Annotated in this window: 15 protein-coding genes; 14 read left to right on the forward strand and 1 reads right to left on the reverse strand. The window is 38.1% G+C overall.

From position 1 onward, the window contains the following. The first annotated feature begins 1,294 nt into the window (after positions 1 to 1,294). The 12 genes from IGK63_RS03640 (at position 1,295) to IGK63_RS03695 (ending at position 23,345) form a co-directional block, all read left to right on the forward strand. Positions 1,295 to 1,645, forward strand: a complete 351-nt coding sequence (locus IGK63_RS03640) for a hypothetical protein (protein ID WP_005237418.1) — start codon at positions 1,295 to 1,297, stop codon at positions 1,643 to 1,645. Further along, complete coding sequence (locus IGK63_RS03645; protein WP_005237417.1) at positions 1,642 to 2,463, forward strand: WxL domain-containing protein; 822 nt, start codon at positions 1,642 to 1,644, stop codon at positions 2,461 to 2,463. The genes IGK63_RS03640 and IGK63_RS03645 overlap by 4 nt, the downstream gene beginning before the upstream one ends. Before the next feature lie 80 nt (positions 2,464 to 2,543). Then, the gene (locus IGK63_RS03650; protein WP_016613051.1) at positions 2,544 to 3,599 is read left to right on the forward strand and encodes a DUF916 and DUF3324 domain-containing protein; all 1,056 of its coding nucleotides are present in this window, start codon (positions 2,544 to 2,546) and stop codon (positions 3,597 to 3,599) included. Between the two features lie 16 nt (positions 3,600 to 3,615). Continuing rightward, positions 3,616 to 6,849 (forward strand): lectin-like domain-containing protein, encoded by a 3,234-nt coding sequence (locus IGK63_RS03655; RefSeq protein WP_016613052.1) that lies wholly within the window; start codon positions 3,616 to 3,618, stop codon positions 6,847 to 6,849. 532 nt (positions 6,850 to 7,381) lie between these two features. Continuing rightward, positions 7,382 to 8,872 carry a helix-turn-helix domain-containing protein gene (locus IGK63_RS03660; protein WP_016613053.1) on the forward strand — a complete coding sequence of 497 codons (1,491 nt, stop codon included), beginning with the start codon at positions 7,382 to 7,384 and terminating at the stop codon, positions 8,870 to 8,872. Between the two features lie 1,208 nt (positions 8,873 to 10,080). After that, on the forward strand, positions 10,081 to 11,751 hold the full coding sequence (locus IGK63_RS03665; protein ID WP_422708615.1) for a poly alpha-glucosyltransferase: 1,671 nt from the start codon (positions 10,081 to 10,083) through the stop codon (positions 11,749 to 11,751). 89 nt (positions 11,752 to 11,840) lie between these two features. Beyond that, positions 11,841 to 16,793: an LPXTG cell wall anchor domain-containing protein gene (locus IGK63_RS03670; protein WP_429972437.1), complete on the forward strand. Its 4,953-nt coding sequence runs from the start codon at positions 11,841 to 11,843 to the stop codon at positions 16,791 to 16,793. A gap of 94 nt (positions 16,794 to 16,887) precedes the next feature. Continuing rightward, on the forward strand, positions 16,888 to 17,613 hold the full coding sequence (locus tag IGK63_RS03675; protein WP_225869262.1) for a class A sortase: 726 nt from the start codon (positions 16,888 to 16,890) through the stop codon (positions 17,611 to 17,613). A gap of 66 nt (positions 17,614 to 17,679) precedes the next feature. Then, complete coding sequence (locus IGK63_RS03680; protein WP_016613756.1) at positions 17,680 to 18,498, forward strand: hypothetical protein; 819 nt, start codon at positions 17,680 to 17,682, stop codon at positions 18,496 to 18,498. After that, positions 18,491 to 20,008 carry a hypothetical protein gene (locus IGK63_RS03685; protein WP_008377200.1) on the forward strand — a complete coding sequence of 506 codons (1,518 nt, stop codon included), beginning with the start codon at positions 18,491 to 18,493 and terminating at the stop codon, positions 20,006 to 20,008. Before IGK63_RS03680 ends, IGK63_RS03685 begins: the two co-directional genes overlap by 8 nt. Positions 20,009 to 20,177: 169 nt before the next feature. Beyond that, a complete protein-coding gene (locus IGK63_RS03690; RefSeq protein WP_016613757.1) occupies positions 20,178 to 22,412 on the forward strand; it encodes a glucosaminidase domain-containing protein in 2,235 nt (744 codons plus the stop codon). Between the two features lie 588 nt (positions 22,413 to 23,000). Beyond that, complete coding sequence (locus tag IGK63_RS03695) at positions 23,001 to 23,345, forward strand: DUF7006 family protein (RefSeq protein ID WP_005237412.1); 345 nt, start codon at positions 23,001 to 23,003, stop codon at positions 23,343 to 23,345. Between the two features lie 100 nt (positions 23,346 to 23,445). Here IGK63_RS03695 and IGK63_RS03700 read toward each other — a convergent pair whose 3' ends face one another. Next, complete coding sequence (locus IGK63_RS03700) at positions 23,446 to 24,300, reverse strand: LysR family transcriptional regulator (RefSeq protein WP_008377207.1); 855 nt, start codon at positions 24,298 to 24,300, stop codon at positions 23,446 to 23,448. A gap of 150 nt (positions 24,301 to 24,450) precedes the next feature. On the opposite strand from IGK63_RS03700, the gene IGK63_RS03705 reads away from it, so the two are divergent. Together IGK63_RS03705 and IGK63_RS03710 are read left to right on the forward strand one after the other, a co-directional pair. After that, on the forward strand, positions 24,451 to 25,419 hold the full coding sequence (locus tag IGK63_RS03705) for a TDT family transporter (RefSeq protein WP_008377209.1): 969 nt from the start codon (positions 24,451 to 24,453) through the stop codon (positions 25,417 to 25,419). Positions 25,420 to 25,522: 103 nt separating this feature from the next. Continuing rightward, the gene (locus tag IGK63_RS03710; RefSeq protein WP_008377211.1) at positions 25,523 to 26,482 is read left to right on the forward strand and encodes an L-lactate dehydrogenase; all 960 of its coding nucleotides are present in this window, start codon (positions 25,523 to 25,525) and stop codon (positions 26,480 to 26,482) included. Positions 26,483 to 26,600 lie beyond the last annotated feature (118 nt).

Raw genomic sequence — 26,600 nt, forward strand, 5'->3', positions numbered from 1 at the left:
TGGAGGAGTGACAAACGACTCTTCAGCGTCTTTTTTGTATCCACGTTTTTATTTGTTCAATTTAAGACAGAAAATCTAGGTTCTAAGGGATCAATGCTAGCTGTAGCCTTCAGATACAAATGCATAGATCATGGAGGAACATTTCTTTAATCTTTTAGTGAAGAGGATAATTTTATTAACTGGTCCACGAATAAATAGATAATTTTCTATTTCTATGACTTGAATAGTGGTAAGAAAATCACTCAATTATTGAGGAAAATGGACGTACACTAGGTAAACCCATTTAATTGCTACCTTTTTATCCGTCTAATCATAGGAATGTATTAATGTTTGCTAAAGATCAATCAGATACTCAAACTTTTTTAGTTTTTGATAAGCTGATTTTCCTTTTCTTGAAAGTTTCACTTTGCTGAATTTAAATCGTCTTCGATTGGCTGATAGCAAGGATCGATGTAATCGAGTATTGATGATAGATTCAATTTCATTCTCTTCTTCTGTGGTTAATTTGATAGGGGAATACCCGCTTTTAATCAAAGAATATGAATATTCCAGACAGCTCATTTTATAAATAAAAGCAGTCAATTTTACTTTTTCGACCCTCATTTAATCACCCTTTCTTCTTAAAATATAGTAGTAAAGAAGATACAAAATTGCCATTCGATATTTACTTCGTGTTATGCAAATATTGAAAAAGAGATGAGTTTATGATGGAAGTTCCCTCTATTTATGGCCTGTTATTTTAGCAAGAAAGTTTTTTTTCTTATCTACTGATTTTTAATAACTAGAAGAAATACCCGGTATTGATATGAATAGCCTAGCTATATCAAGGGAATGACATAGGAAAGCAACAACTTAAAAAAAGCAAGACCTAAAATTTTTAAAAGCTGCTTTTTTTGTTTTTTTTTGCACGGTATTTTTGCGAATTTGGTGCCATTTTAAAAATGATTTTTACTATTTTTTTATTAAAAAACAATTGTTTTCTCTGGGGGGACTTAGTATGCAAGAAATAATAAATGAATATACGGGTTATAAATAATTGTTATTTTTCTCAAAAATGCATGGCGCTATGAAAATTTCGATTTTGATTTTTTCTTACCCACTTGTAATCTATTAGATGCAAGAAGCAAACAGAACGCACCGTTTTTTTTCGAAAAGTTGAATCACTAATTTTAAAAGGTAGACTAAAAGATTTATTTTTCAAAAATATCTGTTAGAAGTGATTCAGCTTTTATAAAAGAAAAATACAATGAGTTATCTAAATTGATGGCTAATTTTCACTAAAGGAGGGTGGTGAATGAAATCAAAAATAGGTGAGGGAATGTTGGTCTTTTGCATAGTAGTTTTCATCCATTTTCCAACTATTGTTTATGGTACACAAACTCAAGAAGTGAAAACTGAAGGCATGATTAGTTTCACTGGTACATACGAACCCATTGGCGCGCCAGAGCCTAAGCCACCAGTTCACGTTGTCAAGCCACCTTCAGATGGTAGTTCAAGTTTGGAAAAAACTTTTCCACAAACAAATATGATCACAAACACTTGGTGGAAATCGATTGGATTAAGTTTACTTATCATTGTCGTTTGTTGGTGGGGGAAAGCATTGAAAAACATATATGAATTAAAAGAAAGTAGGAATGAAATATGAAATTTATTCGTTTAGCGTCAATTGCCGTATTATCTACCACTATTTTAGCTGGAAGTGCGACCAAAGCTTATTCACAAGAGGTTCGAGATGTAACCTCGAATGGACAAGTTGAGTTTCGTCCGGCGGGTGAAGAGGATGGAGAGCTAGAGGTGGTGAATCCAGTACCAAATCCAGATGTGGAGATTGAACCCGAAATTCCTGGGACCACTGGAGAATTATCCATCATGAAAGTAGCAACGATGAATTTCGGTACACAAGTAATATCTAATCAAGATAGAGAATATAACATGGTTGCAGAAATGCAGCAAAAATCTGGAACAACGGGTGACGATAATAAAGTACCTTATGTCAGTTTTGCTCAGGTTCATGATCTACGAGGAACAAATGCCGGTTGGGATCTAGAAGTTAGTTTAAGTAATTTTGAGTCACAAACACAAAACAATATTTTGACGGGTGCTTGGATAGAGTTTGTTGGTTCTGAGATTAGGTACGAGGGAAGCAATAATTTAAATTCACCTAGCGCTCATGAAGATAATTTAGAACTACTCACAAACGGGGCTGCTCGTTCAGTGATGAGAGCGATAAAAGGTCAAGGCGCCGGGGTTTCTTCAGTTGTCTGGGGAAATCAAGAAGAACTGACAAATCAATTTTCCTCAGAAGATTTTGATTCTAAAAATGATGTTGTAGAAAATGGTGCCATCAAATTGCATGTTCCGGGTTCTACTGCTAAAGATGCGACCACGTATAAGGCAACACTGTTATGGGATTTGACAACGACTCCTAATGGCGATGTTGGTGATGAAGAAAATAATATTTAGTAAGAGCAGGCACCAGAAAACTTTATGAAAAATTCTCTACAGCGTTGCATGAATGTGTAGCGTTGTTTTTTTTAGAAAGGATGATTCATTTGAACCATACTCATATATCTACTTATTTACAGCATTTGTTCCTTAAATATAAGGTTTTTTTTCTTCTTTCGATTTTCTTGTTTCCAGCATTGGTCCAAGCCGAAGAAAGTAGCCTGAATTTTCATGTTGTACCGGAATTACCTGCTAGCCAAGTAGACAGTACAAATAGTTACTTTGATCTGAATCTAGCACCAGGTTCAAAAGAGAAATTGTCCTTAAATCTTCATAACGGGAGTGAAGAAACCATTCAAGTGCGAATCACCCCTCATACTGCTTATACCAATGTGCATGGTTTCGTGGAGTATGGCAAAAAGGCAGAAGAACCGGACCCAACATTACTATATTCTCTTGACGAATTGATTGAATCACCAGATGTGGTCGAGCTCAGTGGAAATGAAACAAAAACAGTGAACTTATCACTTCAAATGCCAGACGCTTCCTTTGATGGATTTCTAGCTGGTGGGCTGCGTATTAGTGAAGTGAAGGAAGAGACAGAAGAAACGGTTAGTGAGCAAGAGGGGGTTGCAGTAAAAAATGAATTTGCTTATGTCATAGGAGTTGTGGTCAGCAATACTCGAGATTCTGTAGAACCAGATTTAGAACTCTTAGATGTTTTCCCAAATCAATTGAACTTTCGCAATGTAATTAGCGCGACGATTCAAAATGTGACGCCAACCTTTGTGAATCGACTAGCCATTAAAGCGAGTGTTCAGCGCGAAGGTGAAACAGAAATTCTTTATGAGGCAAGTGACGAGCAAATGCAGATGGCACCTAATTCCCACTTTCATTTTCCAATTCCTTTGGGAGGCGATCGTTTTGAAGCTGGCAATTATCTTTTGAAACTGACAGCAACTTCTAAAGGGGAGACGTGGTCCTGGGAACAAAAATTTACGATTGATTCTGAAAAAGCGCGAAGTTATAACCGTACAGATGTCACGATTGACGCAAGCACAAACTGGTGGATGATAGGATCACTTGTTTTATTTTTTGCGTTATTGGGGATGATCGTTTACGAACTCTATAAGAAAAAGCTTAAAAGAAAGTAAGGAGGTGTGAGATCGGATGAGTAAATTATTTAGGAAAGCGGTAATTTATATTATCGCTTTCAAAATGATTGCACAATCATTCTCTGTACCATTGAACATGGCTTTTGCAGAAACGCTTACTGATTTTGATGATGTGTCTGAAACTAATGAATTTCCTTCTATCGTGGAGCAAACAGAAGCGGACGAATTAAAGGATGAAACCTTTCATTTTTCTGATACTTATCTTAAAGGAAAAGTATCAGAACCGATAATCGTAAAGATTTTTTCAAACAGTGAGTATCTATCTGTTCCTATTACTTTGCCAGAAGAGGCACAGATTGTTGAAGAAAAATTACCAGAGGGTATTTCTATAAAACAAGAAGCACAATTAGGTCGGTGGCTAATTGAATCCGTTCGTCCTCAAGATACATTTGACATTCCTTTGTTTTTCGAAGTTCCAGGGAAATATCAAGTATCTGTATTAGAAAAAATACTTGTTCTTGAAATAGAAGAAGAGCAACCTACAAATGAGGCTAGGGACACAGAGTCAGAGGAAAACAATGGTATTTTTCCTGATGAAGATGGAATTGCTGGACAAGAAAGTGTAGAAACGGGTATTGATTATGAAGCATACAGTGAACATCTTGAGTTATTCAATGAAGTTTTTGAAGGCACACCATTAAACGAGAACAGAAAAGTTATCGTAGATGTGAACAATCTGCAAGACTATTTTCATTTTATTGGCAACGCAAAGAATGACGGTTTTGGTCAAGTGACACTCACGGAAGAAGTAACCAATCAAGCCGGTGCCATAACTCTAAAAGAAAAAATGCTCTCTGGTTATCCTATGCGAGTCACTGGCTCGATTAATACTGGACGTCTCAGTAATACGGGTTTAGGTTCGAGTAGAGGTGGCGATGGGGTCGGCTTTGGTTTTCATGCGGATGACTTAGATGCTGTAGGTGAAACAGGTCAGGGGATGGGGCTTGCAGGATTGGCTTCTTCTTTTGGCTTTAAAATTGATACGTATAGAAACAGTAGCGCAACAGCTCTAACTGAAGCGGACCCCTCGTCAATAGATGGAACTTCAAACTCTGCATTTGGTGCATTTGTTTATACAGACTCAAACTCAGGCATCCTGCGAAACTATCAAGGGAATGAAGCGCCTCCTCGAGTCACAACAAATCCCAGTAATAACTCTTTTCGAAATTTCTCGTTAGTTTACAATCCCGGTGTCGACAACAAAATACTCAGTATTAGCTATGAAGGAAGAGTATGGCGAGTTGATGTTTCTCAGTGGATAGACACAGAAGACTTATCTTTTATCATTTCTGCTGCGACAGGTGGGTCAGTCAACCTCCATCAAATTCGTCTTGATCGCTTTGAGTATGTGGCAGCAGCTACGGAATATGATTTTATTGAAGGGGATCGGACCAATTTTTTGGACCATTTTCATTTGAGCGGTTCGGCAATTTATAATGACCAGACTGGAATCGTCACACTAACCGAGGATAGGAGCAATCAAAACGGTAGTATTTTACTTAAAGAAAAATTGAGTAATATCCATCCCTTTGAGTTTAAAGGCCGTGTCAATATTGGGAATGGAAACGGAGGACAAGGAGCATCGGGTAGTTCTTTGAGCGGAAGTGATGGCGGTGATGGAATAGGTTTTGGCTTCCATCAATCTGAACTTGATACGTTAGGTCAGTCTGGACAAGGGATGGGCATAGCAGGACTGCAAAACGCTTGGGGATTTAAATTAGATACTTATCACAATCGTGTGGATTCGGGATCTGCCACTGCAGATTTAGACGAGTTTCGATCCACTGGTGTTTGGCCTTTGGTTACCCACAATCCACATGGGTCATTCATCTATACCAGAGACGATGGAATGTTGACTAGCCATGTAAGTAACAATAACGATAGTTCAGCAGCAAAGGCGATCTTAAGGAATAATAATAATTTATTTAGAGAGTTTAAAATGACCTATAATCCCGGAGAGTATGATTCGATTTTGTCAATTGAGTATAATGGTCAGGTTTGGCACCATGATGTCAGTGAATGGCTATCTAGTGGAAATGTTACTGCTTTGTCTTTTATTATTTCAGCAGCAACAGGCGCTCAGAGTAATCTACAACAGATAGAGGTAGATTACTTTAAATATATTGTTGGAGAGGGATCGGTCAACGTTGAATACAAAGATATTGATACACAGGAGAATATTTTGTCTGGGGAATCCTTTACGGGCAAGTTGGGTGACTCCACTTTCATCGATCCTAAAAGTAAAGAAAGTGATGAACCATTTCTTAATGGCTATGATTTTGTAGGAATTAGTGAAGACTCCTCTTCGCTGATTGACGACAAAGGATATTACACATTTTCAGATGAAGAAAAGACAATTATTTATTACTTTACTAGAGCAAAAAATGAAGTCAAAGTGATGCACGTCGCCGAGCCAGGAACGATTGTTTTTAAAGAAGAAACCGTTGAAATTCCCGTGAATCAACACAAAGAATTTTCTGCAGAATATTTTGAAGGATATGAACTCTTATATATTCAAAATGATGAGGAAATCTTAGAAGATGTGCAATCTCTTACTTTAAAAATTCAAAGAGACTCTCCCAAATGTATCAGATTCGTTTATATAAAAGAAAATGATCGTGTTTCTCCGTTAGATCCACTAGCTCCAGATAAAGAAGTAAATCCTGAAAATCCCCCATCTCTGCCTGAAAACCAGGGATTGTTCAGTATTGATTTTGCATCCAATTTTTATTTTGGCTCCTTTGCAATTTCCGCACAAGACAAAAGATATTACGCTAAGCCACAAAGATTATTATCAGTTGATGGAATGTTCATTGAAGAGGAGATTCGACCAAATTACGTTCAAGTCAGCGATCGCCGTCCATCAAATACTCGTGGGGGATGGGAGCTCTCTGTGAGTCAAAACGAGCAATTCTATAGCGCTGAAACAGGATCGGAGTTAACAGGGGCAAGCTTTATATTCCAGAATCAACAATTAGTTTCAGTACAAGATGGCATCGAACCTGGCTTGCAGCAGACGACACCTATCACACTTATTCCTGGTGGAGCTAAACGCACGGTTTTAAAAGCTCAAGGAGCTGAAGGGACGGGAACATGGATTTATCGATTTGGTGATTTTGAAAGTGCTGGTCGAAGTGTGATTTTAGAGGTTCCTAAGGGTGCCAATCCTGATGCTGCAAGTTATAAAACGACATTAACCTGGGAGTTAAGTTCGGTACCATCTAATTGATTTCTCTCGTGAAAAAGTTTGTTTCTTTGGCTTATATAGGAAAATATCAAGTGAAAAGGTCTGCGATGGAGTTGATAGCTACTATCCATGCTACCGTTCGTTTAAGTTTGGACAAGTATTAAATCGAGAATCAGAATAGCCTATACGTGCATTTTGACAGATCATCTACACGTCATTCAATAATGATAAATCAATGATTCCTCCCTTTTTTATGGGCGCACATAAATTATTCTGACAGATATTAATATAGGTGTCTTTCTTTGTTTAGTTGAAGGCTTACGATACTTTTCTGATCGCTTAACAGGTCTCTTTGTGGTGAAGTCTACAATCAAGGTATGTTTCTAAAATGATCAGTGTTGGATAGGGATCCATTGTTCAAGTGATAGAAATTTCTTAAAACATACCAGAGTTCCTAGGTTCTAAAAGAACTAAATGAATGCTAATAGAGCGAATGATACTTATGAACAAAGCGATACTAAAGCGAGTATTAGCAATCTATTTAAGTACTAGTTAGTAGATGGAAAGATAGAAAATGATTACAAATAAAGCGAGGAATATGATGCGTGAACTTCAAATTGCTTTTATTACAAGTCCTATGATCAGAAGATGGATGCGAATTTTAACTATTATAGAACAAGAAGAAACTTTTACAACTATTACGCTAGCTGATAAATTGGCAATCTCCCAACGTACACTAGTCAAAGATATTCATTTAATAAAAGAACACTTCGGTGATAGTGTTGCTATTTATTCAAATAATACTGGTTTTCGTTTTGCTGAAATCGATCGTCTAATGTACCAAGAGAAAAAAGAGGAACTTTTAGACCAAGATGCACTTTATGAAATATTGGAAAGAATTTTTTATGGTGATTTTGCTGACCTCGATGAACTCGCACATCAGTACAATTATGCAGAAACTACCCTAAGACGTTTTTTAAAAAAGACACAACCAACATTGGAAGAATACGATCTTAGCCTCAGCTTTAAACCTGTAAAATTTATTGGAGAGGAGTCAAACATAAGGAAATTTTTCTTTGATTTTTATTATGGAGGCGAACAAACTCCACAAACGGTTCGCCCCCCAGATGACCTGCATGCAATTATTCGAAAAGAACTTTCAGTAGAGTTGAAAACTTATAAAATAGGAACGGGAATTTCAATTGCTGCCTTCTATTCATTACTTTACTTGACTATGGTAAGAGTAAAACAAGAACAGTTGATTAAGGTTCCCGAATGGGCTAAGAGACTCGTTTATCAGGATGAGGATTACCAGTTATTTGAGTCACTGATCCCAATCATTGATAGAGAATACGGAATTCTCCTGCCGAAAGATGAGTTAGTCTGGCTCTATTTAATGATTGTATCAAAACGTACTACAAGTTGCTTGGAATACGAGCAGTGTTTTTTGCTGCGATTTGATCAATGGCCTCAAACTACTGCAATAGTCACTGATTACTTTTCAAATGAACTCTTTAGTCAATGGGATCGTCCTTTGTTAATAACCTTTACGAGGTCTTATTTCATTGCATGGCAATTAAGTAACGCTCTTTGGCCAATATGGAATAAACAGCAAATAGAAGTGAGACATATTGCCATGCAACAATCATCCTATGAAAAAAATGTAGCGTTCCTGAAAAAACATCAGGAGGAATTAAGATTATCTGCTACAGCACTTGAGGAATTAGCTGTTGGATTTACTTTATTTAGTGAACTTTTAATTCATTCTCATCAGCCTCGTCAAAATATTTTATTTTTATTGGAGGGCGATTCAATGGTGGTTCAAAGTATCCGTCTTCAAGCACAACGTTTGTTAGGCGAAAGCTATCAGCTAAATTTTTTATCCTTACCAGAGTTGACAGAGGAGCGCTTAAAATCTAATAAAACAGATTTAATAGTCACGAATTACCGACCATATATTTTTGATTATGAGTTGGAGAAAGATTATCTCCTTATTAATACAATTCCAAATCAGAAAGATTGGGATCAACTAATGCAGAGGTTAAATACTTTAGTGACAAGTTAACTTGATTAAAAAATACGTTTTGAAAATGAAGATAGATAATCTTATTAAAATACTTGCTAGGGTTGATGATTTTACTTATTCAAAGATTAAGTACAAAAAGCAAAATTGTACACAAATCGAAAGATTGGAATTCATCATACTTTTTGTGTGCACTATGATTATTTTAAAACTCGTCATATTAAGGTATTGTGATGTTTCTATGGGGATTCACGAGGGAAATTAATGATGAGTCATGCTCATTAAATCTCATAATAATTACCGATTAATCGATGAGATGGTCAAAATGGAATCCGTTACTGGTAAAGTGAGAACATAAAAATTATTAGCTAGCGAGTAGCAGTTACGATTGCGTAGAAAAGGACGTGAGTTCTTTTCTACGTATTTTTTTGGTTTGCCTCATTGATTGAGTTGAAATATTTGAAGGGTTCATTTGTTATATATGGAAGGGATATTTCTCTTATTACATGAATCGTATTAGGAAGTTTTAAATAAAAGTAGGCAAATTATATAGTAATAAGTTTATATAATGAAGATTTTGATGGCTAATTTATATTAAGCTTATATACCGATACAAAGCGAAATATTCTTTCTTTTTATTAAAATTAACAAAAGATTATGTAGATGGAAACGTTATCGAACCATAATGGGTTTTCTTCTTATTCCAATTTTTAGCGAAGTTTTCAAAAAAGACATATGGTTATTATTTGTTATATTAACGCTAAAAAAATCATCTTTTTATCTGCGTTTCTGAAAAGTGCAATATGCTATGAAAATTTAGATTTTAATTTCTTCACTACCCTGTGTAACCTTATATGTGTAATGAGGATGCGTAATTTCAATACTTTTAATTAGCGATCAAATTCATTGTTTTCGATCGTGGAAATATTCACTATTTGCGGTAAACATCCTTTTTTATTTTATAAAAGCGAAGCAGGTAAGTAATAAAATTTTAGGATCTATAGAAAAGAACGTAGCATGTCATCTTAGCTTTCGAACCAAAACCTTATTTTTCAATGACGCTCCTTAAGAAAAATGGTTCAAGGAAAAGAAAAAGGGGGATGAGTACATCAAATAGTTAGCTATCTCACTACATGTATAAACAGTCATGAGCATTCATTGAAATCATAGCAATGGGTAAAAATTTAACGCAATGAATGGAAGATTTATCTCAAAAACTGGTCAAACTGATTAAATTGGAGAGTTGTTCAATGTTAAAGCACTCAAAGTTAGTTCAAATTAAAGCAAAACTTAGTAGCTATTATGAAAAAAGTAATATGCAAGGTCAAACGGTCATCTACATTTCGTGGTCAACTGGTCAAAGTAGGGCAGAAGTAAAGTCTTTCTGCTCGAAGGATTTTGATAGAACATGGATTAAGGTTCAAAGATTTTTTGAAAGAAATAATTTGAGTATGGTCAAGTATCTCAAATTTGATGTTGTCATCTACTCAAAGAAAATTCCTTATCAAAAATTTGACGAAATGCTAAAAGAAACACCAAGAAACAACTATTTTCGATATGGGATCGCTTTTGATGAGGAATTACGTATTTCTTTGCTGGAAGAAGAAATTAATGGGAATATGATTTTCCAACCGGATAGAGAGCATAAAATTGGGAAAAATAAACCAAATTTATCTTTCAATCATGTAAATCTGAGCAAATATCTTTTCCGGAAATATAAGAAACCTATTATTTTACCCGATCCCCTCAAGGCTATCACCATTTTTAGAACGAGAGGAATAATGGTGAATGAAGGCTCGGAACTCTATGAGCTTCAGTATCGTGGACCGGGGATCAATGTGAGACAGCATTTGAAGAAAAATATTGTATCTGATTTAGAAAGAGTGATTAAAGATGGGCGCAAATATTTAAGCGATCAAATACTTGATTCAGGAAAATTCATATATGGCTATTTTCCTCAGTTTAATAAAACGCTAATCAACTACAATACGGTAAGACATTTTTCCACTTTGTATGCGTGGTTAGAAGCAGTCGAAGACTTAGAAAACTATGAAGAAGATCTTCCGAAAATTAAGAGTGGGCTTGACTGGGGGATTCAAAACCTAACGACTGATATTGAAGGACACTTGCTTTTCAAAGATATTATCGATCGAAGAATCGACGCCTTTGAATACAAACTTGGAAGCAATGCGATGGTGCTGTTAGCATTTTCAAAGTATCAAGAAATAACTGGTGATTTACAGTATGAAGAAATTCTTATCAATACGGTGAAAATGATCAAAGAATATTTTATTCAAGATGGAGATACAATTCACGTTCTAAACGAAAAGTTAGAAGTAAAAGAGGCTTTCCGGACAGTTTATTACGATGGCGAAGTACTATTCGGTCTCGCTAGAGCGTATAAGCAAATTCCAGATGATACCACTTTATCATTAGCGGAATCAATTTTGAAAAAATTAGTAGAAAAAAAATATTATAAATACCATGACCATTGGATAAGCTATGCCGTTAATGAGCTATCAGCTTTATTACCTAAAGAGGAATATTATGAGTTTGGTATTCGAAATGCTACAGAAAATTTGAATTTTATCAACAAACGAGACACTGCTTATCCTACCATGCTAGAACTTTTAGTTGCGGCTGCTAAATTTGTTGATCACTTAGATACAAGTGAACAATATTCACATTTGTTAGAGAAGTTTCCTAAAGCGAAGGATATAAAACCAACTATGGATAAGCGAGCGTTGCATGAAATGAACGTAGGGGTGTTTTATCCGGAGGTTGCTATGTATATGGCAAAACCAAATATCATTGCTGGTGGTTTTTTTGCAAGACACGATAATTTTAGAATGAGAATAGATGATGCAGAGCACTTTTTAAGTGGACTAATCAATTATAAGAATTATCTCAAAAGCAATTGAGGTTCACTTAATTGCTAAGTTTATATTTATTTTGAATGTGAACTTAGCAATTAATAGAAATCTTATTAATTACTAAAAGGGAGGAAAAAATGAAAAATCAATTTGATCACGTTCAGTCATTGAATAGGAAAAATATTAAGAAAAAAAATGCTAAAAATAAGCTAATTTACAATGCTATGATTGCTGGTGTAATTACAAGCGGCTTGTTTGTAGCTGAAACAAAAGTAAATGCCGAGTCTGTAAACGTTACAGATAGCACAGGAGGCTATGAAGAAGTTGCACCTCGAATAGGGATTAACTTTGGCTTCACAGATAAGTTCAATAAATTATCTGCAGATGAGGACGGGATTCACATAGCAACAGCAGGTGAATCTAATACATGGCTAAACATTGGTTTGATTTCTCAATTTAAGCAAACGATCTATTTAGATCCTGATTTAGCAGATCAATTCTTCTTAACCCCAAATTATACAGACTATATTTCAGGAACGATTTCTCGACCGTCAACTTTCTTAGGTTGGGGTGATGTAACTGAAGACATTAAAGATGTATGGGATGCGAGAACCGGCATTATCTCAGGTTATGAAACGATGGGGTATGATCCTGATACCCATTCCATCACCTATTATACCCCTAACTATTTAATTCAGTTGAGTAGTGTAGATATTGCTATTGATCTAAAGATTGATTTGGCAAGATGGAAAGAAGATAATCCTCGAGACAACATGGTGATTAGGAAGGATAATTACTCTGTTAGAAGTGTAACAACTAGTGCAGACTGGATTGTTATTGGAGGTAGTGGAACAATATCCGGGGAACTTTCTTCTGAGGGGATTTATAACACTTGGATAGAGAACCCGGTAGAGACGACTACATTATTAACTTCTGACGATCAAAATTTCTATGGAAATGGGAAGCAAGATCTCGTTAATGAACATGATACCGATTATTTTGTTGAACTATTAGTCAATGGTGTACCAAGAGATACAATTGGTATGGATGAAGACGGCAATTGGGAATACGATTTTGGTAGTTTTCTGCGAGAGGGTGATATCGTTACCGCAAGGGTAAAAGGAGTTCATCAATACGTATTGCGCAATGGAAAAAGGTATACAAAATATTCTGGTATTACTTACCATAGCACAGGTACAGATATTGTAGACTATGAAGATTGGGTAGTAAGTAATCCAATAGTTCATCAAGCGTACACTGGTGAGTATTTAGTTACTGGGTTAAACTTGCCACAAAATCGTCAAGCGGGAAGAACGTATGATTTAGTATTGACTATTGAAGGGCAGGAAGTCCTAAGAAGAGAAAATATCTCAAATGATTTTGAATTCTCTTCAATGTGGATCGTGGATGGATCACCAGCGCCGTTGCCTGAAGGTGCAGTTGTTGAAGCATATGTCATTGGAAAACAAGATGGGCATGAAGATAAAGTAAGCTCAACAACTACGATGATTGTTGAAAATATCGATGACTATGATCAATGGGAAGTTCAAGCTGCAAGAGTTGATCCATTAAAAGAAGACGATCAACTGATTAGTGGAAGTGTTCCACTTCAGAGTAGAGCGTACGAGAGAAGCTATAACTTAGAACTACTGGTGAATGGCCGTCTCGTTAATACTGAAGAAGATATTCCAGTAACAAGTAGAAGTTATGTATTCGCATATGATGTAAATGAATTAAATCTAGATCTTTCTTATGGCGATGAAGTAACAGTCAGAGTTGTCGGACAACAACCGGATGTTGCTAATCCGAGTCAGATAAGAACTAAGGCAGTTGAGACAACAGTAAATGTCGATGACACAACTGGCTACAATAACTGGGTAGTCAATCAACCAAAACTAAATGATATCTATGTTGGTGACAATGTAATAACAGGAAGTCATGAACAAGATGATACATTTGGTAGAACGTATTCACTTGACGTTTATATCAATGGTGAACTTGTAGAGAAGAATGTACCAATCAATGCTAGCGGTGAATTTGAAATTCCACTAGATGCTGAGCTCAATCTTGGTGATGAAGTAAGTATTGTTGTAAACGGACATCAGGAAAATCGTGATGATAAACAGTCTGATATGGTTGCTGTAATTATACAAGAACCTATTGATACTGACTCAGATGCTGATTCCGATTCAGATGCCGACGCCGATGCTGATGCTGATTCCGATTCCGATTCCGATGCTGATTCAGATTCCGACGCTGATGCGGATGCCGATGCGGATTCAGATTCAGATGCAGATTCCGATTCAGATGCGGACGCAGATTCAGATTCCGACGCCGATGCTGATGCGGATTCAGACTCAGATGCAGATGCCGACTCAGATTCAGATTCCGACGCTGATGCCGATGCAGATTCAGATTCAGATGCCGACGCTGATGCCGACTCAGATTCCGATTCAGATGCCGACGCCGATGCTGATTCCGATTCCGATTCCGACGCCGATTCCGATTCAGATGCGGACGCCGATGCGGATGCTGATTCAGATGCGGATGCCGATTCAGATGCGGACGCCGATGCGGATGCCGACGCCGATGCCGACTCAGATTCAGATTCAGATGCAGATGCTGATTCCGACTCAGATGCGGATGCTGATTCCGATTCCGATTCAGACGCCGATTCCGATGCCGATGCGGATGCTGATGCAGATTCAGATGCGGACGCCGATGCGGATGCCGACTCAGATTCCGATTCGGATGCGGATTCAGATTCCGATTCCGATGCCGATGCGGATGCAGATTCAGACGCAGACGCTGATTCAGATTCAGACGCCGATGCTGATTCAGATTCAGATTCCGATGCGGATTCAGATTCAGACTCAGATGCAGATTCAGATGCTGATTCAGATGCTGATTCCGATTCCGATTCCGATTCCGACGCTGATGCTGATTCAGACGCCGATGCTGATTCAGATTCCGATTCCGATTCAGATGCCGACGCCGATGCGGATGCCGATGCGGATGCAGATTCCGATTCAGATGCGGATGCCGATGCAGATTCCGATTCCGATTCCGATTCAGATGCGGATGCTGATTCCGATTCCGACGCTGATGCGGATGCCGATGCGGATGCTGATTCAGATGCTGATGCTGATTCCGATTCCGATTCAGACGCCGATGCCGATGCAGATTCCGATGCTGATTCCGATGCGGATGCAGATTCCGATTCAGATTCAGACGCCGATGCGGATGCTGATTCCGATTCCGATGCGGATGCGGACGCCGATGCGGATGCGGATTCCGATGCGGATGCGGATTCCGATGCGGACGCCGATGCGGATTCCGATGCGGATGCAGATTCAGATTCCGACTCAGATTCCGACGCCGATGCGGATGCTGATGCGGATTCAGATTCAGATTCCGATTCAGACGCTGATTCCGATTCAGACGCTGATGCTGATTCCGACGCCGATGCGGATGCGGATGCCGACTCAGATTCCGACTCAGATTCCGATTCAGATTCCGATTCAGATGCGGACGCCGATTCCGATGCTGATTCCGATTCCGATTCCGATGCAGACGCCGATGCTGATGCGGACGCCGACTCAGATTCCGATTCAGATGCTGATGCTGATTCCGATTCAGATTCCGATTCAGACGCTGATGCTGATTCCGATTCAGACGCTGATGCTGATTCAGACGCCGATGCGGATGCGGATGCCGACTCAGATTCCGACTCAGATTCCGACTCAGATTCCGATTCCGACTCAGATTCCGATTCAGATTCAGATGCGGATGCCGACTCAGATTCCGATTCAGATGCGGACGCCGATTCAGATGCGGATGCCGATTCCGATGCAGACGCCGATGCGGATGCTGATGCTGATGCGGACGCCGACTCAGATTCCGATTCAGATGCTGATGCTGATTCAGATTCCGATTCAGACGCTGATTCCGATTCAGACGCTGATGCTGATTCAGACGCCGATGCTGATGCGGATGCCGACTCAGATTCCGACTCAGATTCCGATTCAGATTCAGATGCGGATGCCGACTCCGATTCCGATTCAGATGCGGACGCCGATTCAGATGCGGATGCCGATGCCGATTCAGATGCCGATTCCGATGCCGACGCCGATGCCGATGCGGATGCCGACTCCGATTCCGATTCAGATGCAGATGCTGATTCAGATTCCGATGCGGACGCCGATGCTGATTCAGACGCCGATGCGGATGCGGATTCCGACTCAGATTCCGACTCAGATTCAGATTCCGATTCAGATGCGGACGCCGATTCAGATGCGGATGCCGATGCCGATGCCGACGCCGATTCAGATGCGGATGCCGACTCCGATTCCGATTCCGATTCAGATGCTGATGCGGATGCGGATGCCGATGCGGATGCGGACGCCGATGCTGATGCTGATTCCGATTCCGATGCTGATTCCGATTCCGATGCGGATGCGGACGCCGATGCGGATTCCGATGCGGATGCAGATTCAGATTCAGATTCCGATTCAGATGCGGACGCCGATGCGGATGCTGATTCCGATTCCGATTCAGATGCTGATGCCGATGCTGATGCCGATGCTGATGCCGATGCTGATGCGGACGCCGACTCAGATTCCGATTCAGATTCAGATTCCGATTCAGACGCTGATGCTGATTCAGACGCCGATGCGGATGCTGATGCCGACTCAGATTCCGATTCCGATTCCGATTCAGATGCTGATGCTGATTCCGATTCCGATTCAGATGCCGATGCCGATGCTGATGCGGATTCCGATTCAGATGCTGATGCTGATTCCGATTCCGATGCGGACGCCGATGCTGATGCGGATTCAGATGCCGATTCAGATTCCGATGCCGACGCCGACGCAGATTCCGATGCGGACGCCGATTCTGATTCAGATTCAGATGCGGATTCCGATTCAGATGCGGATGCTGATTCCGATTCAGGCTCTGGCAATAAGAAACCGGGTAGCAAATTACCACAAACAGGTTCTTCCTCGATTGCAGCCTCAGTTGTTGGTGGTTTAGCATCTGTAGGTGCTGGATTTGGATTGTGGAATAGAAAGAAAAAGAAAAAGAAATAAAAATAGAAAGAAATAAAAATTGGATTGTTGATAGAACACACTCTTCGTGTTCTATCAACAATTTTAAGGATTAATAGTTTAGAGGTCAATGTATATGGCTAAAGACACGCTGAAGAAGTATATATCCAATATACTCATAGTATTTTTAATAATTTTAGGGGCAATAGCTATTTTTAGTGTTCCTCTAAAAAATCAAATCATTAATATGAATGTAAAACAGTTTTCCATCGAAAATATGACAAAGGAACAAGTGAAGGAGAATCATGAAAAATTAACAGAATTAGAAAATGATCCCATTGAAGAAAACAGTTTTGATTTTGAGTCAATCTCATTAACAAGTTTGTCTTCGATTGTCAGATTACAGCTAGATGAAAATAACGAAACAATAGCTAAGGATAGGACGATGGGCGCAATTTTAATTCCAAGTGTAGGTATTGATTTACCTATTTTTTTTGGAGTAACAGATTTTACATTAAGTTTTGGAGCAGGAACTATGAAACAAGACCAAGTTATGGGAGAGGGAAACTATAGTCTTGCAAGTCATAGAAGTGAAAGTAGAAGCTTATTATTTAGGCCTTTAGAGCATGTGGAAATCAATGATTTGATTTACATAACAGACTTGGAACAAGTTTATATCTACAGTGTTTCTTTTAAAGAAATCGTAAACCCAGAAAGTACGTATTTAATTGAAGATATCCCCGATCGGAAGATGATTACTCTTGTGACATGTGATGATGCCAGAGGAACAAGAAGACTAGTAATTCAAGGAGAATTGATAGAGACAGTGGAATATCATAATGATTTTTTTGAATCTACTTAAAAATTAAATTAATACTTACTTTTCCAATGGAACAGACTGTGTACCAAAAAACTCAATTAAGATAGGGTGAAAAAATTGTATATCTATTTATCTGTGCTTCTCGTGAGCATAGCCTTATTAATACTCATCTCATGGAGGATTTTTAAAGAGCGACAATTAAAGAAAACAGAATTAGCAATTGGAAATGATTTGCTGCTAAAAAAAAAATTAATAGTTTTTAAGCAAATACAGCAAAGTGTAAATATCTGGATTATTTTAGGTGTGACTGCCACAATGCTCCTTAGCCTAATTACATTAGGAACATTACAAATGAAAGATAAGAAGTATGTAGAAAATGTCTCGGGAGAATTAACGAAACTAGAAAAACAAGTAGATGAATTATCAAAAGCACAAGAAAAATTTTTGGAACTATCAATCTATAGCTATCCGGAAGAAGGTATTGGTCTTTCTGAGATTGATTGGAAAGATCTCCTTGCACAGATAACGCCAGAAGAACGTTTTGTTTATGAAGAAAAAATAGGCAGGGATCTTACGCCCTATTTTGGTCGTACTGTGTCAATCATCACTAATAATGTACCTTTACAATACTTAATTTTGTCAATCTATATTGAAGTAAATAATCAACAAGATCTACCAAAGATACAGGAAAATATCGAAGTTTATTTAAGCGAAGTTCAAGACATAAGTTTTTTAAATCAGGCAAACATTCAAATTTTTGATAGCGATACAGAAACTATGATTTCTGATGAAGTATTTTTAAGGACAGATTCTGGTGAACTAGAATTGCTTGAAAAGGGCGATGATAGTGTGGAGCAAGAAAATGAAAATAAGACTGAAGTCAAAGAAAAAGTAGAGCAAAAAGGAGAAGTAATAACGAATGGCTAAGAAAGAAAAAAGTTTTTACAAAAAATTATTAGATGAAATTCAAGAAGTAAATGTTGAGTCTATTGATCTATATGACACTGAGTCTGAGTTAGAAAGCGATAAATTAGTCAAAGAGCACTCTCAGGAGAATAACAATAAGAAACAAGAGCGAACTGAACAACTTGAAAAAAAGGTCAATACATTAGTAGCTGAGAAGAACAATTTGCTTCAAGAACTAGAGATGAGTAAGAAAAACCATCAAAGAATAAATAATGATCTTAGCGCAATAAAAGAAATCCAGAAGCAGCAGGAGAATAATTTAAAAAAGATTACCGAAGATCGAAATAATTTAAAGGAACAATTACGACTAGCTCTTGAAGTAAACGAAACGACTGAAAAGGAATTACAAAAATCATTAAAAGAGAGAAACGAACTTTCAACTAAAGTAAAAGAGATTACAAGCCAAAAAGAAAAAATTGAAAATGACTTGGAATCAAAGAACAAAGAGACTAAAGACGGAAGTAATTTGAAGGAACAATTACGATTGGCTATTGAAGTCAAGGAAACGACTGAAAAGGAACTTCAAAAAGCAATAAATGAAAAAAATGAACTTTCAACTAAGTTAGAAGAAATGGTTAGTCAAAAAAATATGGTTGAAAGTGAATTGAATACACAAAACCTAGAGTTAAGAACAAAATTAGAAGAGATTGAAAATCAAAATAAAAATTCAGAAATAAAAGAAGCGTATCAGGAGTTAAAAAATAAATTCGAAACTAGTAAGAAGGATAACCAATATCTTACACACGAACTAAATAAAGCAACACAAAAAGTAATTGAATTAACACAATCATTAGAGCAATACGGCCCTAATCATTTAAATAGTGAAGAATTAGAAAAAGAAAATACGGAAGATTATCGAATTGAACAACTAAAAAGCCAATTAACCAATGTTATTGCTGATACACAAAAAAGATATGATGAATGGCAGGTCGAGAAAGAGCAGTTAAAGGCAACCATCAACAAAGTTGAAGAAAGCTATGAAGAAAAATTAGAAGAAAAACAACATGAGATTGATACTTTGAAAGATAAGCTTTCTGAGAAAGAAATAGCAGAATTAGTTATTACAAAAAAAGATATTCCAAAAGCAATCCAGGACCTTCAGGAACTAGAGACAGAACTTGAAGAAATTCAAGAAGTTCAAGAATTAAAAAAAGAGTTGAGTAAATTAACAAAAGAAAAAGAGAAGTTGCAAAAAGAGAAAGAAGAGTTCGAAGAGGAAATTGGTGAAGTATTAGCATTCGCAAAACGAAAAGCTAAAAGAACTGTCGAAGAAGCACAGTTAGAAGCCAATAAAATGATTCGATTAGCAGAAGTACGTGTTAGTTCTATTCATGAGAGAGCAAAAGAGATTCTATTCGACGTAGATGAAACAAAAGACGAAGTGACAAATCTTTTTGAAGATTTGCAATTTAAAGTAAAACAGCTAGCACATAATAAATTACAATTTAATGACTTTGAAGAATACAAATAATTTTTGTGAAAGAGCATTCTTGCAACAGTCAACAGAAACAAGATAATCATACCATTTTTATCGGATATCGGTCATTTATGGTCAACTGTTGCAAAATACTAAGAACAAAGAATATTTAATATAGATAAATTTTTGTGTAATAATCTAACATTTTAAAAAAAGCGTTTATTTGAATAGAAATAGGAAAGCAAGAAACAATGAAAGAGAGAATGAAGCGCGAGGAGGTATTAAGATGAAAAATAAGAAGATAGGTATCACACTAATCAGCCTAGGTGTATTAGCAGCACAAAGTTTTACCACACCAACTTTGTTGGCAAGCAATTTAACTGATCATCTTTCTGATAAATCAGAAGACGCAAGCCAATCCACCTTCTCAAAGGAAAGGAAGCAATCGAATGTTGATTTGCAAGAACCCAACATAGAGTTAGTTTCGAGTATGCGACAAGCGTCTAATGTAACATCGAATATAGCAATGAGTACCAGCTCCAAAACCGAATTGTCTAGTGGTTATGTTCCAATAATAGAAGAGTCAAGTGAATCTTCCGATGAAAGTACCGACTTTCCAGAAGAGTCTCATTGGGAAGATGAAGAGTTGGGGGAAGAAAACACTGAAGAACAAGAGTCAGACAAACCTGAAGAATCGCAGCAACCAGATATCCCAATAGAAGAAACGATTCCGTCTGAAGTACCAGAAGCTGAACAAACAGTACCACCTTCTTCTGAGGCACCAGTGCAGCCCGATGCACCAACTTCCTCAACAAATCAAGAGGATCAAAGTTCTGATTCAGGAGCTAATCCATTTCCACCGAGTGCTCCGGTGACTCGACCACCTGCTACAGATCAAGAGATTGATACTATTTTTGAAGGTTTACTCAATAGTGCAGAGAATCAACTTCCAGATGCATTTAGAAGTAGTGAAGTGGCTGAATCAACGTTAGGGAGTTTCACATTACCGTTATTAGCTAGCTTTGACCACTCCTGGCAAGCTGCGTTGGTGTATCAAACAATTCGACAGGTTGGCGCAGATGACTTAGAGAGTAAAGAAGTCGATACTTGGCTGAAAGAACTTTATAACGAAGTACTGGCGACAAATCTAGAAAATCTTGATATGAAAGAATCAACCTATAATTCATTACAGCCTGGTGATATTCTCTATAAGGAAACTGCGGAAGGGAATCAATTATTGGGAATTTGGCTAGGAAACGATTATTATGGGACAATTGGTACACAAGAAATGTCAGAAACATTGGAACAAGAATCTCAAGAAGATGAAGTGAATGAAGACGTTGATTTAAATCAATCAGCGACTTCAGTGGTTTATCTTGAGAAGCTGTCCTATCAACAGGTCGATCAAGAAGAATGGGATGAAGAAAACATTTCATTATTGATTAAACGTGCGCAATCACCAGAGTTAACTGAAGTAGGTAAAGAGTTGGTGAAAAATTATCCAGCACAACTTGATTTCCAATTTAATACTGCTACACATGAATTTATCAAACAAATTAGTGAAAAAGCTCGGAAACTAGGGCAAGAGTATGACGTCTTTGCTTCAGTCTTGATTGCGCAAGCTATTTTAGAAAGTGGCAACGGTAGTAGTCTTTTATCAAAGGCACCCTATTATAACCTTTTCGGTATTAAAGGAAGTTATCGAGAAGGTGCAGTAGTGATGACTACCAAAGAGGATTTAGGAAATGGCGAAATGATTGAAATTCAAGATGCTTTTCGTGTTTATCCAAGTTACGATGAATCGTTAACAGATTATATTGCATTGATCCGCGGAGGCGTTTCCCACGATTCATCTTTTTATAAATCAGTCTGGCGCTCAGAAGCAAAAAACTATTTGCGTGCAACTGATGCTTTAACCGGAACCTATGCAACAGACACTAGCTATAATCAGAAATTGAATTCTTTGATTGCTGTTTACGAGTTGACCCAATACGATGAGGATCAATCACAACAAAGTGGTGTCTTCATTAAAGGATTGGAAGAAGTTCCAAATGAATATCGGGAGTTAATGACTTTCCCAGCTTATAATGGGAAAGATTATAATACTTCTGGTTCTTATCCTGTAGGTCAGTGTACTTGGTATGCCTTTAATCGAGTCGCACAATTAGGTGGTCGTGTAGATGATTACATGGGAAATGGGGGAGATTGGGGAACTACTGGTCTTAGATTAGGTTATCAAGTTAGTCGAACCCCCAAAGCCGGAACCTTGATTTCTTTCAGCCACGGGACAGCGGGGTCGGATCCCAGGTATGGTCATGTCGCATTTGTAGAAGCGGTTGGACCGAATGGTATTTTAATTTCCGAAGCAAACGTTTATGGTGGTACAACGATTTCTTACCGAGTGATTGGCAATGATCTAGCTCGTTCCTCGTTGGTTCAATATATCACACCGAAATAAGTAATAATAAAAGAGGCAAGTAAAAGATGAATGAATCTTATTATGGAAAGGTGTAACTAAAAGAGTCAATAAGGAAATGAAGGTAGTAAAGCAGGAAGAGAAAATGCTCGATAGAACCTTAACATCAAAAGTCTTACAAGTATTAAAAGAAGAACGTCAGTTGCTCAAAATGAATGCTTAGTGGTATCGGCAGTGATGTAAAATAAAAGTAAAATGTTTAATAGTAGACTGGCGGTTATCAGTATTCTTTGGGGGATCTTCTCTTTCCAACTCGTTCGGATTCAAGGGGGATTCAATGAATCCGACGTTAATAGCATGTTTAAAATCACTTTTACATCTTGATCGTTTTTTGTTGATCAAGAGTGACTCCCATAATGAAGGAGATTTTTATTGGCTATTGTCGCTTCTTCATAAATTACATCTGGAAATTTTTTTAAAGAAGAGGTTTCAAGAGTATCATTCATACATTATCTCACCTATTAAACTACTTTATCGAGAGGCATGTATTTTATTAGCTTCCAAAAAATGTTCACTATTTTTTGGAACGCATTAGAAAGAAATAATCACATAGAGAGGACCTTATGAATCATGCTATTCACAATGAAAGAAGAATATAGCAGCTATTATCAAAAAGAATTTAGGAATGCATCAAGAAAAGAAAAAGATTTGAAAGACTATTTAATTGATTTGTTGCGGCGTTTAAACCAACTAACTGATGAAATCTCAAAAGAAAATTTTTGGAGTGTGCTGCCAAGAATTTTGGGAATTGATGCAAAATTAAACCTATTAGTTGAATTGATTAAATTTGAAGAACTACCAAGCGAAGAAATTATCCGTATCATTGAAAATGACTATCAAAGCTATTTTAAAGAACTATGTGGGTATGATTTAAGTATGGAAACGAGATATTCTTTAGTATTTAACGTCGCATAAATGTATTTTGTTTTTTTGCAAAAAATCGAAGTTGTCTGATGGAAATCCTTTATACTGATTCTGAGAAATTTTCTTAAGAATCAGTATAAAGGATATTTTGTTATCTTCTCGATTCACCAGTACCAGCAGCTCTATTCCTTTCCAACAACAGCCGTTTAATCTCCTCATAAATCTCTCCGGTCTCCGGCGTCGCACGCTGACGATTCTGAATGATAAAAAGATCACGATAGCGGTACTCTGGATCAAGTTCCTGCCAAGGCAACTCTTCTGGTAATGAAAGTTTCGAGATGATCGATTTGCCGATGTTTTGTTTTAGTAGGGACAAAATCACTTCGCTGTTATTGGCTTTGATGATTTGCGGATGCAAGTGCTGTGCGTACAGATAGGTTTCGTTAATGTAGTACATCCCCGAGTCGTTTTCCCGCAAGACCCAAAAATCAGAAGCGAGGTTGCCTGCTAACACCAATTCATCGCGATAAACGAATTCTTTTTGGATCAATGGCGAAACGATTGATTTTTCTATCAGCCCAATATGGGCTTTGTTTGATTCGACGGCATCGATTACTTCTTGAGAATTCATGATTTTGATTTCAAAGGCAAACGTTGGAAATTCTTCAATCAGCTGCGCCATGATGCTGGGCAGTAAGTAGACGGCGGTCGTATTCGAACAAGCGAGCACACACTCTGTTTTAAAATTTTTGGTGTCTTTGGCTTGCGAAAAAATAGTGGACAATGAGCGGAGAGACTCGACCACACGAGGATACAAAAACTCCGCTTGGCTGGTGGGTAAAATCAATTGTTTTCCTTTACGTTCAAAAAGTTTGAAGCCAAGTTCGGCCTCTAAGCGTTGGATTTGCAAGGAAATCGTTGGTTGAGTTTTATAGAGTTGTTTGGCGGCAAGACTAAAGTTTCTCGTTTCATAAACAACAATGAAGGTTTTGAGCAATTCAATCATTTTGCGGACTCCTTTATTATTAATAATATTTATAATTAGTATTTAAAAGTACAATTTTACAAATAGTTATCAGGTGATTATAGTATAAGTGTAGAGAAAAAAGAAAGCAAATTTAGTTGAAATTTTCATACGTTTAGAAAGGATGAGTTGATGAAAACATCGATCCAGCATTTTTTACATTCATTGCCAATCCCGATTTGTGGCTTGATTTTAGGCACTGTGTCTTTGGGGAATTTATTGTATTCAGAAGGAATGGAGACGGTTGGAAATGCGTTTTGCACCCTTGGTATTTTCATCATGGGGCTCTTCCTTCTGAAAGTATGCTTTACATTTAAGCACACGATGTCAGAGTTGCAAAACCCAATCGTTGCTTCTGTGGCGCCGACCTTTACGATGGCGCTGATGGTGATTTCCACTGTTTTTGAACGGGTCATTCCCGATGCAGTGGTGAATGATCTGCTCTGGTGGGGGGCTATCGGCTTACATTTTGCTTTAATGATCTATTTTGTTGTCGTGCATATTTTGCCTGTCGACCTTTCGCTGGAATACATTTATCCGAGCTGGTTTATTACCTTTGTCGGTATTGGCGTCATTCCCAATACTTCTGCTGTCTTTTTTAAAGAGCTGGGGGAAGTGATCGTCTGGATCGCATTGGTATTGTATTTTGCGCTTTTGCCGATTATTTTAAAACGAATCGTCCATCAGAAGCTGACGGAACGTGCGGCAGTTCCTTTGATCACGATTTTAACAGCACCAGGGTCTCTTTGCTTAGCAGGTTACCTTTCCGTATTTGAACAAGGCTCTGCTTGGTTTGTCGCCTTTATGCTGTTATTGTCACAAACGATTTATTTCTGTGTCGTCGCTTATATGAAAAACATGCTGGCAGTCGGCTTTTACCCAAGCTATGCGGCATTTACGTTTCCTCTTGTGATTTCAGCGACGGCTATGTTCAAATCAGCGCTGTTTTTTGTGAATCACCCACTGATATTTGGGTTTCTACAAGCCTTAACGATTATTGAAACCAGCTTTGCCGTGATTGTTGTCAGCTATGTGTTAGGAAAATATGCAATTCATTTGTATCAGCAAGCCAAAGCGCTGATTGCCGGTCATAGTTATTAAGGAAACACAAGAGTACACAAGAGAACATACATTTTTTGAGAAAATACGTAATATACGCAAAACAATAGCACAAGTATTTGAAAAGAAAAGGAAGGGATCGCACATGAAAAGTACAAGCAGAAAAGTTGTCGTTGTCGGAACAGGTTTCGTTGGAACGAGCATTGCGTATTCCATGATCAATCAAGGACTGATCAATGAATTGGTCTTGATCGATGTCAATCGGGACAAAGCAGAAGGAGAAGCCCTCGATTTGTTAGACGGTATGTCATGGGGGCAAGAAAACATCAAAGTTTGGGCTGGAGAGTACTCGGAATGTAAAGATGCTGGCATCGTGGTTATTACCGCAGGGGTCAACCAAAAGCCAGGACAAACACGGCTTGAATTGATTGATGTGAACGCCGAAATTATGGCAAGCGTCACAAAACAAGTGATGGATTCAGGCTTTGATGGCGTGCTTGTTATCGCTTCAAACCCAGTCGATGTCTTAACTTATCAAGCATGGCGTGTGTCCGGGTTGCCAGCCAATCGGGTCGTTGGTACGGGAACGACCCTCGATACCACAAGACTTCGAAAAGAAGTGGCGGCAAAATTAGCCATCGATCCACGGAATATTCATGGGTACATCATTGGGGAACACGGTGACTCGGAAGTCGCTGTCTGGTCCCATACAACGATCGGTGGGAAACCGATCGTAGAATTGATCAAGCAAAAGGATCGTTTGACCGTTGCCGATCTAGCGGTTCTTTCTGAACGAGTAAAAAATGCTGCCTATGAAATCATCGATCGAAAACAAGCAACTTTTTACGGGATAGGGATGAGTGTCGCAAGAATCGTTCGAGCGATCTTAAATGATGAGCAAGCGATTCTGCCGGTATCTTCCTACCTTAATGGGGAATATGGCATCAACGATTTATTCACAGGGGTTCCTGCAGTCGTGGACCAAAACGGCGTCCGCGAAATTATTGAATTGACGCTTACACCTGAGGAAAAACGGCAATTTGATACTTCGTGTCATCAGTTACGAGCAGTAATTTCCACAATTGGACAAAGCAAAGTCAGCTGATCTCTAGAACACCAATAATGAAATCCTCGTGTTCGTTTTTGCCAAAGCATGGTTCGACTATTTACGGTCTGCCATGCTTTTTTTCATCTAGCAAAGAATGTTAAAAGGAAATGGCGTA

Source organism: Enterococcus sp. AZ040 (assembly GCF_050499185.1).
Taxonomy (GTDB): Bacteria; Bacillota; Bacilli; order Lactobacillales; family Enterococcaceae; genus Enterococcus_D; species Enterococcus_D entomosocium.

Excerpts from the sequence above, each read along its gene's own strand:
- IGK63_RS03640 (WP_005237418.1), top strand. The coding sequence starts at position 1,295 with ATGAAATCAAAAATAGGTGAGGGAATGTTGGTCTTTTGCATAGTAGTT.
- IGK63_RS03645 (WP_005237417.1), top strand. The coding sequence starts at position 1,642 with ATGAAATTTATTCGTTTAGCGTCAATTGCCGTATTATCTACCACTATT.
- IGK63_RS03650 (WP_016613051.1), top strand. The coding sequence starts at position 2,544 with ATGATTCATTTGAACCATACTCATATATCTACTTATTTACAGCATTTG.
- IGK63_RS03655 (WP_016613052.1), top strand. The coding sequence starts at position 3,616 with ATGAGTAAATTATTTAGGAAAGCGGTAATTTATATTATCGCTTTCAAA.
- IGK63_RS03660 (WP_016613053.1), top strand. The coding sequence starts at position 7,382 with ATGATTACAAATAAAGCGAGGAATATGATGCGTGAACTTCAAATTGCT.
- IGK63_RS03665 (WP_422708615.1), top strand. The coding sequence starts at position 10,081 with ATGTTAAAGCACTCAAAGTTAGTTCAAATTAAAGCAAAACTTAGTAGC.
- IGK63_RS03670 (WP_429972437.1), top strand. The coding sequence starts at position 11,841 with ATGAAAAATCAATTTGATCACGTTCAGTCATTGAATAGGAAAAATATT.
- IGK63_RS03675 (WP_225869262.1), top strand. The coding sequence starts at position 16,888 with ATGGCTAAAGACACGCTGAAGAAGTATATATCCAATATACTCATAGTA.
- IGK63_RS03685 (WP_008377200.1), top strand. The coding sequence starts at position 18,491 with ATGGCTAAGAAAGAAAAAAGTTTTTACAAAAAATTATTAGATGAAATT.
- IGK63_RS03695 (WP_005237412.1), top strand. The coding sequence starts at position 23,001 with ATGCTATTCACAATGAAAGAAGAATATAGCAGCTATTATCAAAAAGAA.
- IGK63_RS03700 (WP_008377207.1), bottom strand. The coding sequence starts at position 24,300 with ATGATTGAATTGCTCAAAACCTTCATTGTTGTTTATGAAACGAGAAAC.
- IGK63_RS03705 (WP_008377209.1), top strand. The coding sequence starts at position 24,451 with ATGAAAACATCGATCCAGCATTTTTTACATTCATTGCCAATCCCGATT.
- IGK63_RS03710 (WP_008377211.1), top strand. The coding sequence starts at position 25,523 with ATGAAAAGTACAAGCAGAAAAGTTGTCGTTGTCGGAACAGGTTTCGTT.